This is a genomic window from Longimicrobium sp., from assembly GCF_036387355.1.
GTDB lineage: Bacteria > Gemmatimonadota > Gemmatimonadetes > Longimicrobiales > Longimicrobiaceae > Longimicrobium.
This window is the reverse complement of sequence record NZ_DASVTX010000535.1, coordinates 21,523-28,514: the sequence shown is the minus strand read 5'-3', so window position 1 is coordinate 28,514 and position 6,992 is coordinate 21,523. Positions and strand designations below refer to the sequence as shown.

The window sequence follows — 6,992 nt, the reverse complement described above, 5'->3', positions numbered from 1 at the left end:
GGGATGCGCCGGGTCAGGCCGCGTGGGCGGCCTGCAGCGTGGGATAGTCCACGTAGCCCCGCTCGCCGCCCATGTAGAACGTCTCCCGGTCGGGCGTGTTGAGCGGCGCGTCTTCCGCGAACCGCTCCACCAGGTCCGGGTTGGCCAGAAAGCCGACCCCAAACGACACCAGGTCGCCCTCGCCCGCGGCCAGCGCCGCCTCCGCGCTCTCGCGCCCGTAGCCGCCGTTGATGATCAGCGGGCCGCGGAACGCCTCGCGCAGCAGCGGGGTGATGCGCGGCTCGTCGCCGCCGATCTGCTCCGTGAGGTGCAGGTACGCCAGCCCGTAGCGGTTCAGCATGCGCACCGCGTGGCCGAAGGTGGCGGCCGGATCGCTGTCGCTCATGCTGTTGTACGCGCCCATGGGGCTCAGGCGTACGCCGACGCGGTGGCCGCCCCACACCTCCACCACGGCGGCCGTGACCTCGTCCAGAAAGCGCGCGCGGTTCTCCACGCTGCCGCCGTACTCGTCGGTGCGGTGGTTGCTGCCGTCGCGCAGGAACTGGTCGATCAAGTAGCCGTTGGCGCCGTGCAGCTCCACCCCGTCGAACCCGGCGCGGTACGCCGCCCGCGCGCCCCGGGCAAAGTCCGCCACGATGCCGGGGATCTCGTCCGTCCGCAGCGCGCGGGGCGTCACCATGGGCTGCATCCCCTTGAGCGTGGCGATGGGCCCCTCCGCGGCGATGGCGGACGGAGCCACGGGGAGCCCGCCGTCTTCCTGCGTGTCGGGGTGCGAAATCCGCCCCACGTGCCAGAGCTGCAGAAAGATGCGGCCGCCCCGGGCGTGCACCGCGTCCGTCACCTTGCGCCAGGCCTCCACCTGCTCGTCGCTGTAGATGCCGGGGGTGCCGGGGTAGCCCGCGCCCTGCGGCGAAATCTGCGACCCCTCGGTGATGATGAGCCCCGCGGACGCGCGCTGGGCGTAGTACTGCGCCGTCAGGTCCGTCACGGTGGCGCCCTCGCCCGCGCGGTTGCGCGTCATGGGCGCCATCACCATGCGGTTGCGCAGCGTGTACGGCCCCACGCGCACGGGGGTGAACAGGTTGGGTGTCGACTCACTCATCGTGGCTGCTCTCCCTTGGATTGTACTCGTTCTTCCATCGTCCGGCCCGTGCCGGCGGCTAAAACTGCAACTGGATCCGTTACAAATCAGGACAGCCGGAACGGCTGTCCGCGGCCTGCCCTACTGCTGCGGCGGCGTGCGCCGGGTTCCGCTGGGGCGGCGCTGCGAACCGCCCAGGAGCCGCACCACGGGGCTGGCCACCTGCCCGGCGGCAAGCGTAATGCTCCGCTCGCGCGCCTGTCCCGCGGACCCGCGCTCGGCGCGCAGGGTGTACGTCCCCGCGGGGAGGTCGGCGAACTGAAAGCCGCCGCCCGGCCCCGTGGTGGTGGTGCGCTCTGTTCCGTCCGCGGCGGCCACCGTGACGCTCGCGCCGGCCACCGCGTTGCCCGCCCCATCCGTCACGCGCCCCAGCACCCGGGCCTGCGCCGCGAGGGGGTTCGCCGCCGCCGCCGCCAGCGCCGCGGCCAGCAGGAGCGGGCGGAAGGCTGCGCGAATGCGGGTGAATGCGCTCATCGGGTCCTTCCCGGGTCCAGGGTTCCGGCGGGCCGCCATTTGTAGCCGCGCCGGTTACAGATCAGTTCGTGCAAACGGCCGGTGGCGAAGCGGTTACGCCTCGCTCGCGGCGCCCGCCGGCACGGCGAAGGACGGCTCGCCTGCGCACTGGGCGGTGCGTCCGGTCACGTCCCGGAACACGTCGGCGATGGTGGTCTGGGAAAGCTGCGCCTGCATGGCCTCGTGGGCCCGGCAGAACACCCGCTGCAGCACGGAGCGGATGTTTCCGCCGATGTCGCAGCAGCTGCGGGAGCCCTGGTGCACGGCAAACAGCTCTTCCTTTTCCTCCACCGCCCGGTACACGTCCAGCAGCGTGATCTGGTTGGGCTCGCGGGCCAGCTGCGCTCCGCCGCCCGCGCCGGCCTGCACCTGCACCAGCCCCGCGTTGCGCAGCGCGCCCACGATGCGGCGCACCACGACGGCGTTGGTGTTTACGCTTCCGGCAATGGTTTCGGATGTCACCGGCTCCCCGCGCTTCCACGCCAGGAACGCCAGTACGTGCACCGCCACCGCCACCCTGCTGCTGATCGTCGACATCCGGGACTCCCTTCGGTAACTGTAACCAGTCTAGTTCCAGACCCTCCGCCTGTCAACGGGGACGTTGAACCGTTCGCCTCGTGGCGGATTGCGGATGGGAGAAGTGGACGCGTGCCGCCCGGCGGTGCGCCGCCGGCTCTTCCACACGCGCCAAGCCGCGCGCCCGCCGAACTGGACGCACGCCGCCGTTTCCTCCAGGCGGGCAGTGTCGGCGCCCGGCTCCGACGCGGACCGATCACGCAAGCATCCCACGAAAGTGCATTCTGCTGGTCGTTGCCGCCAACGCACTTGGCCCTTCCGGCACCCCGTTTGTCCGGTTTGTGGCGGCTCGCGGCTTTGTGAAATGGACGCTGTCATGTATGCTGTGCGCCAGCAGAGTCCGCCGCACACCCCTTGACACCGCCGCTGCGCTCCGTTAAAATGGACGCACGAGGTCAACCCCCTGCCTGCGGGCAGTGTGGGTACGTACCGGGGGGTTGTGCCGTCACAGGTGCAACCCCCCATCTCGTATCTCCCGTGACTACCTCCTCTGAAAGACCCGAAGCACAGCGCGCACCCAAGCTGGAGATCTTTGTCGATGGCACCAACTGGAACCTCGCGCTCATGCGGGAGGGAATCCAATTCGAGGTCGACCTCAACCTCCTGGCCGCGCGCCTGTCCCGCGGCTATCACTTCGTGAAGCTGCGCTACTACACCTCACCCCTGCCCAATGGAGCAAGCCCCGCCGGGCGACGGCAGCAGCGCTTCTTTGAGGAGATTGCCCGCAGTCGAAAGATCGAACTGGTCCTCGGCCAGCACGAGCCGCGCACGGACTCCGCGGGGCACAGGTACCACGTAGAGAAGGAAACCGACGTAAACCTGGCGGTCGACATGGTCGTGGGCGCGTACGAGGAGCGGTATGACGCGGCCATGCTGATCGCGGGAGACACGGACTACGTTCGCGCGATTCACGCGGTAAAGACCCGTGGCAAGCGGCTGGTGTGGTGCCCACTTCCCCTGCAGAGGCACATCCCCCCGCTCGCCCGCATCTGTGACGAGCCCCGCGAGCTGGATGAGCGCTTCCTGCGCACGTGCATCAAGCACCGCCCCACGCGCTGACCCGGCGCCCCTTCATCCCTTTCTCCCGTTCAGACGATGAGCACACCCGCACTGGCGGACCAGATCCTGGAGACGTGGCGCATCCACGCCCGCATCAATCAGTACCTGCTGGCGGCCATCGCGCCGGATGCGCTGCCGCTGCAGGGCCTCACGCGCGGGCGCACGGTGGCGGAGCAGTTCGCCCACATCCACAACGTGCGGCTCATGTGGATTCGCGAGGGCGCGCCCGACCTGCTCGCCGGGCTGCAGAAGCTGGAGAAGGGCGCCGCGCTGGATGCGGACACGCTCCGCGCCGCGCTGGACGCGTCCGCCGCCGCCGTCGAGACCATGCTGGCCGCGGCGCTGGAAAGCGGAAAGCTGCGCGGGTTCAAGCCCCATCCCACGGCCTTTCTGGGCTACCTGATCTCGCACGAGTCGCATCACCGCGGGCAGATCGCCGTGGCGCTCAAGGGCGCCGACCATCCACTGGACAAGAAGACCGGGTTCGGGCTGTGGGAGTGGGGCGTGCGGTGAAGCTTGTGCTGGGCGGCGTGAGCAGCCTGCTCACGAGCACGGTGTCGTCCGTGGTGGGGGGCGTACCGGGCGCGGCGGGGAGCGTGGGCGGCGAAGTGATCCGCCAGCAGAGCAACGACGGCGAAAAGGAGCTGGACTTTGATGCGCTGCAGCGCGAGGTGGAAGCGACGCTGCAGCAGACGGGCAACGCCTCGCTCTCGCCCGACAGCCTGCAGAAGGGCGCGCAGCAGGCGGAACAGGCCGCCACCCAGGGCGGCGCCAGCAACCAGCAGGTAGCCCAGGAGGTGGGCGACCTGCTGCGCAGCAAGGGCGGCCAGGTAGACCGGCAGGAACTGGTGAACGTGATCGCCGCGCGCACCGGCAAGAGCCCGGAAGAGGCGGGCCGCATTGTCGACCGGGCGCAGAGCAGCGTGCAGTCCGCGCGCGGCCAGATCTCGCAGACGGCAAACAAGGTGGGCGAGCAGGCCAGCGAAACCGCGGGCAAGGCCGCCAACATCAGCAGCAAGGCGCTCTGGGGCGCGCTGCTGCTGATGGGCCTCTCCGTCGCCGCGGCCGCGTTCGGCGCGGGACGCACCGCGCGCGACTGACCATCGCGCGGACGGACGGCGATGGAAAAGGAGGCGCGGGATCGCTCCCGCGCCTCCTTTTTGTTCTCCACCGCCGCGGCGGATTACGGATCGCGCGGCGAGCCGTCCGGGAGGGCGGGGATGGTCTTGAGGTACTGCCACAGCGCACGGATCTCCGTGTCCGTCATCTGCGACGTGGCCTTCCAGGGCATGGGCGCGCGCAGCTCCGTGCCGTCCGGGCGGCGGCCGGTGCGCAGGGCGTGGATGAAGTCGTCCTCGCTCCACGCGCCCAGCCCGTCCGCATGCGGCGTCAGGTTGGCGGGCGTGGCCCAGTCTGCCGGCGCGCCGGTCACCGCGCCGCCCACCAGCGTCTTGCCGTGGCAGCCCGTGCACCCCTGGGCGATGTGCCGGCCGTACTCCACCGTCACGGCAGGGGCGGGTGCGGCGGCGCGGGGCGCGGCGTGGTCAATCACCTCCGCCGAGAGCAGGGGGAGCACGCCGCCGGCCATGAGCGCCCGGCCCAGCGGCCACAGCGCATTGCCGTCCTGCTCGTGGTCCACCGGGGGAACGGTGCGCAGGTAGGCGATGATGGCCGCCACTTCCTCGTCGCTCATTCCGTTGAACTCGTTGCTGGGCATCAGCAGCAGCGGGCGCCCGTCGGCAGACACGCCCTCGCGGATGGCGCGCACGTAGTCCGCGTCCTGGTACCGCCCGCCCACGCCGCCCTTGCCCCGCGTGAGGTTGCTCCCCGAGATGCGGCCCAGCGGAAACTGGTTGATGACGGTGTTGCCGGCCATGTTGTCGCCGTGGCAGTCCGTGCAGCCGCGTGTCACGGCCAGGCGCCGCCCCTCGGTGATCTGCTGCGCGTTCATCACCACGCGGGGCGCGGCCACCGGGACGTCGTAGGTGCGGCGCATGCGCGCCTCGGTGACGCCGTACGCGCCGGCGAGAACCAGGACCAGCACGGCCAGCAGCGTGCCGACAATGCGCGTGGTCCAGCGGAGAAACTTTTTCATGCTGCGCGGCTTGGTTCAGATTCGAGGCGCGGGGCGGGCCCGGAGCGTACACGAATGTGCGTGCCGCACGCCGCGCACACATGGTGCGGATGACCTACGTGCCGGGTTCGGGAGCGGAATGCGGGCCGCGCGGTGGAAGGGGCGGTCCGCGCCGCCGCGGCGCATCCCTTGATCTGAGCCGCATTCAGGCTAGGATTACCCGGCAGCGTACGGCGCACGATTCACCCCGGGTCCCGGACCCGGAGAAACGACGGGTGCACATGAACGGTCTGGGCCGCAGGGTCGCCATCATCGACGGGTGCCGCACCCCGTTCCTCAAGTCGGGGACGGACTTCAAGGACGTATCGGCGGTGGAACTGGGCAAGGCCGCGGTCCGCGAGCTTATCGCCCGCACCGAGCTGGACGTGAACGTGGTGGACCACGTGATCTACGGCACCGTGGTGCAGTCGGTGCAGGAGCCCAACATTGCCCGCGAGGTCACGCTGGGCGCGGGCATTCCGCCGCGGGTTCCGTCCTTTACCGTGGGCCGGGCGTGCGCGTCCAGCAACCAGGCCATCACCTCCGCGGCGGAGCAGATCGCGCTGGGCATGGCGGACGTCATCATCGCGGGCGGCGCGGAGTCGCTCACGGACGTTCCCATCCTGTTCTCGCCGGAGATGCGCAACGCGCTGGTAAAGGCGAGCAAGGCGCGCTCGCTGGGTGAGCGCATCCAGGCGTTCCGCACCATCCGCCCGCGTCACCTCACCCCCATCGCCCCCGCCATTGCGGAGCCGACGACGGGCGAAACGATGGGCGCGTCGGCGGAAAAGATGGCCAAGGAAAACGGCATCACTCGCGAGGCGCAGGACCGCTGGGCGCTGCGCTCGCACACGCTGGCCGCGGCCGCCACGGAAGACGGCCGGCTCACGCGCGAGATCACGCCGTTCTACGTGCCGCCGAAGTTTGAGAAGGTGGTGACGCAGGACAACGGCATTCGCGCCGACACCACGCTGGAGAAGCTGTCCACGCTCAAGCCGGTGTTCGACCGCAAGTACGGCTCCGTAACGGCGGGCAACGCGTCGCCGCTCACCGACGGCGCGTCGGCGGTGCTGCTGATGAGCGAAGAAAAGGCGGCGGAACTGGGGTACAAGCCGCTGGGCTTCATTCGCAGCTACGCGTACGCCGCGCTGGACCCGGGCGACCAGCTGCTGCAGGGCCCGGTGTACGCTGCGCCCGTGGCGTTCGACCGCGCGGGGCTGACCATGAAGGACATCGGCCTGCTGGAGGTGCACGAGGCCTTTGCCGCGCAGGTGCTGAGCAACCTGCAGTGGTTCGACAGCGACGAGATCGCGCGCAAGCGGCTGGGGCGCGACAAGGCCGTGGGCCTGCCGCCGGAGGACCGCATCAACGTGATGGGCGGATCGCTGGCCATCGGGCACCCCTTCGGCGCCACGGGCGGGCGCATCACCATCACGCTGCTGAACGAACTCAAGCGCCGCGGCGAACAGTTCGGCATGATCAGCGTGTGCGCCGCCGGCGCCATGGGCTTTGTGATGATCGTGGAAGCCGCGCCCAACTGACCTGCTGTCTGTGGATGAACGAATGCGCTCCCCGGCCCTGTGCCGGGGA

General features: G+C 70.2%; 8 protein-coding genes. 4 read left to right on the top strand and 4 right to left on the bottom strand.

Annotated features, from left to right (window positions below):
* Positions 1-13: 13 nt before the first annotated feature.
* From VF665_RS23110 to VF665_RS23100, 3 genes are all read right to left on the bottom strand, one after another.
* Entirely contained in the window at positions 14-1,102 is a 1,089-nt protein-coding gene (locus VF665_RS23110; RefSeq protein WP_331055843.1) for an alkene reductase, read from the bottom strand.
* Positions 1,103-1,222: 120 nt separating this feature from the next.
* The gene (locus VF665_RS23105; RefSeq protein ID WP_331055842.1) at positions 1,223-1,615 is read right to left on the bottom strand and encodes a carboxypeptidase-like regulatory domain-containing protein; all 393 of its coding nucleotides are present in this window, start codon (positions 1,613-1,615) and stop codon (positions 1,223-1,225) included.
* 93 nt (positions 1,616-1,708) lie between these two features.
* Complete coding sequence (locus VF665_RS23100) at positions 1,709-2,191, bottom strand: Rrf2 family transcriptional regulator (protein ID WP_331055841.1); 483 nt, start codon at positions 2,189-2,191, stop codon at positions 1,709-1,711.
* A gap of 516 nt (positions 2,192-2,707) precedes the next feature.
* Between VF665_RS23100 and VF665_RS23095 the strand changes: the two genes are divergently transcribed.
* The 3 genes from VF665_RS23095 to VF665_RS23085 are packed head-to-tail and all read left to right on the top strand — an operon-like array spanning position 2,708 to position 4,389.
* Complete coding sequence (locus tag VF665_RS23095; protein ID WP_331055840.1) at positions 2,708-3,289, top strand: NYN domain-containing protein; 582 nt, start codon at positions 2,708-2,710, stop codon at positions 3,287-3,289.
* Between the two features lie 36 nt (positions 3,290-3,325).
* Positions 3,326-3,802, top strand: a complete 477-nt coding sequence (locus VF665_RS23090; protein WP_331055839.1) for a DinB family protein — start codon at positions 3,326-3,328, stop codon at positions 3,800-3,802.
* Positions 3,799-4,389, top strand: a complete 591-nt coding sequence (locus VF665_RS23085; protein ID WP_331055838.1) for a hypothetical protein — start codon at positions 3,799-3,801, stop codon at positions 4,387-4,389. Before VF665_RS23090 ends, VF665_RS23085 begins: the two co-directional genes overlap by 4 nt.
* A gap of 83 nt (positions 4,390-4,472) precedes the next feature.
* Here VF665_RS23085 and VF665_RS23080 read toward each other — a convergent pair whose 3' ends face one another.
* Entirely contained in the window at positions 4,473-5,384 is a 912-nt protein-coding gene (locus VF665_RS23080) for a cytochrome c (protein WP_331055837.1), read from the bottom strand.
* Positions 5,385-5,644: 260 nt separating this feature from the next.
* Here VF665_RS23080 and fadI point away from each other — a divergent pair, with 260 nt between their 5' ends.
* Complete coding sequence (fadI, locus tag VF665_RS23075) at positions 5,645-6,943, top strand: acetyl-CoA C-acyltransferase FadI (protein ID WP_331055844.1); 1,299 nt, start codon at positions 5,645-5,647, stop codon at positions 6,941-6,943.
* The last annotated feature ends 49 nt before the right edge of the window (positions 6,944-6,992 follow it).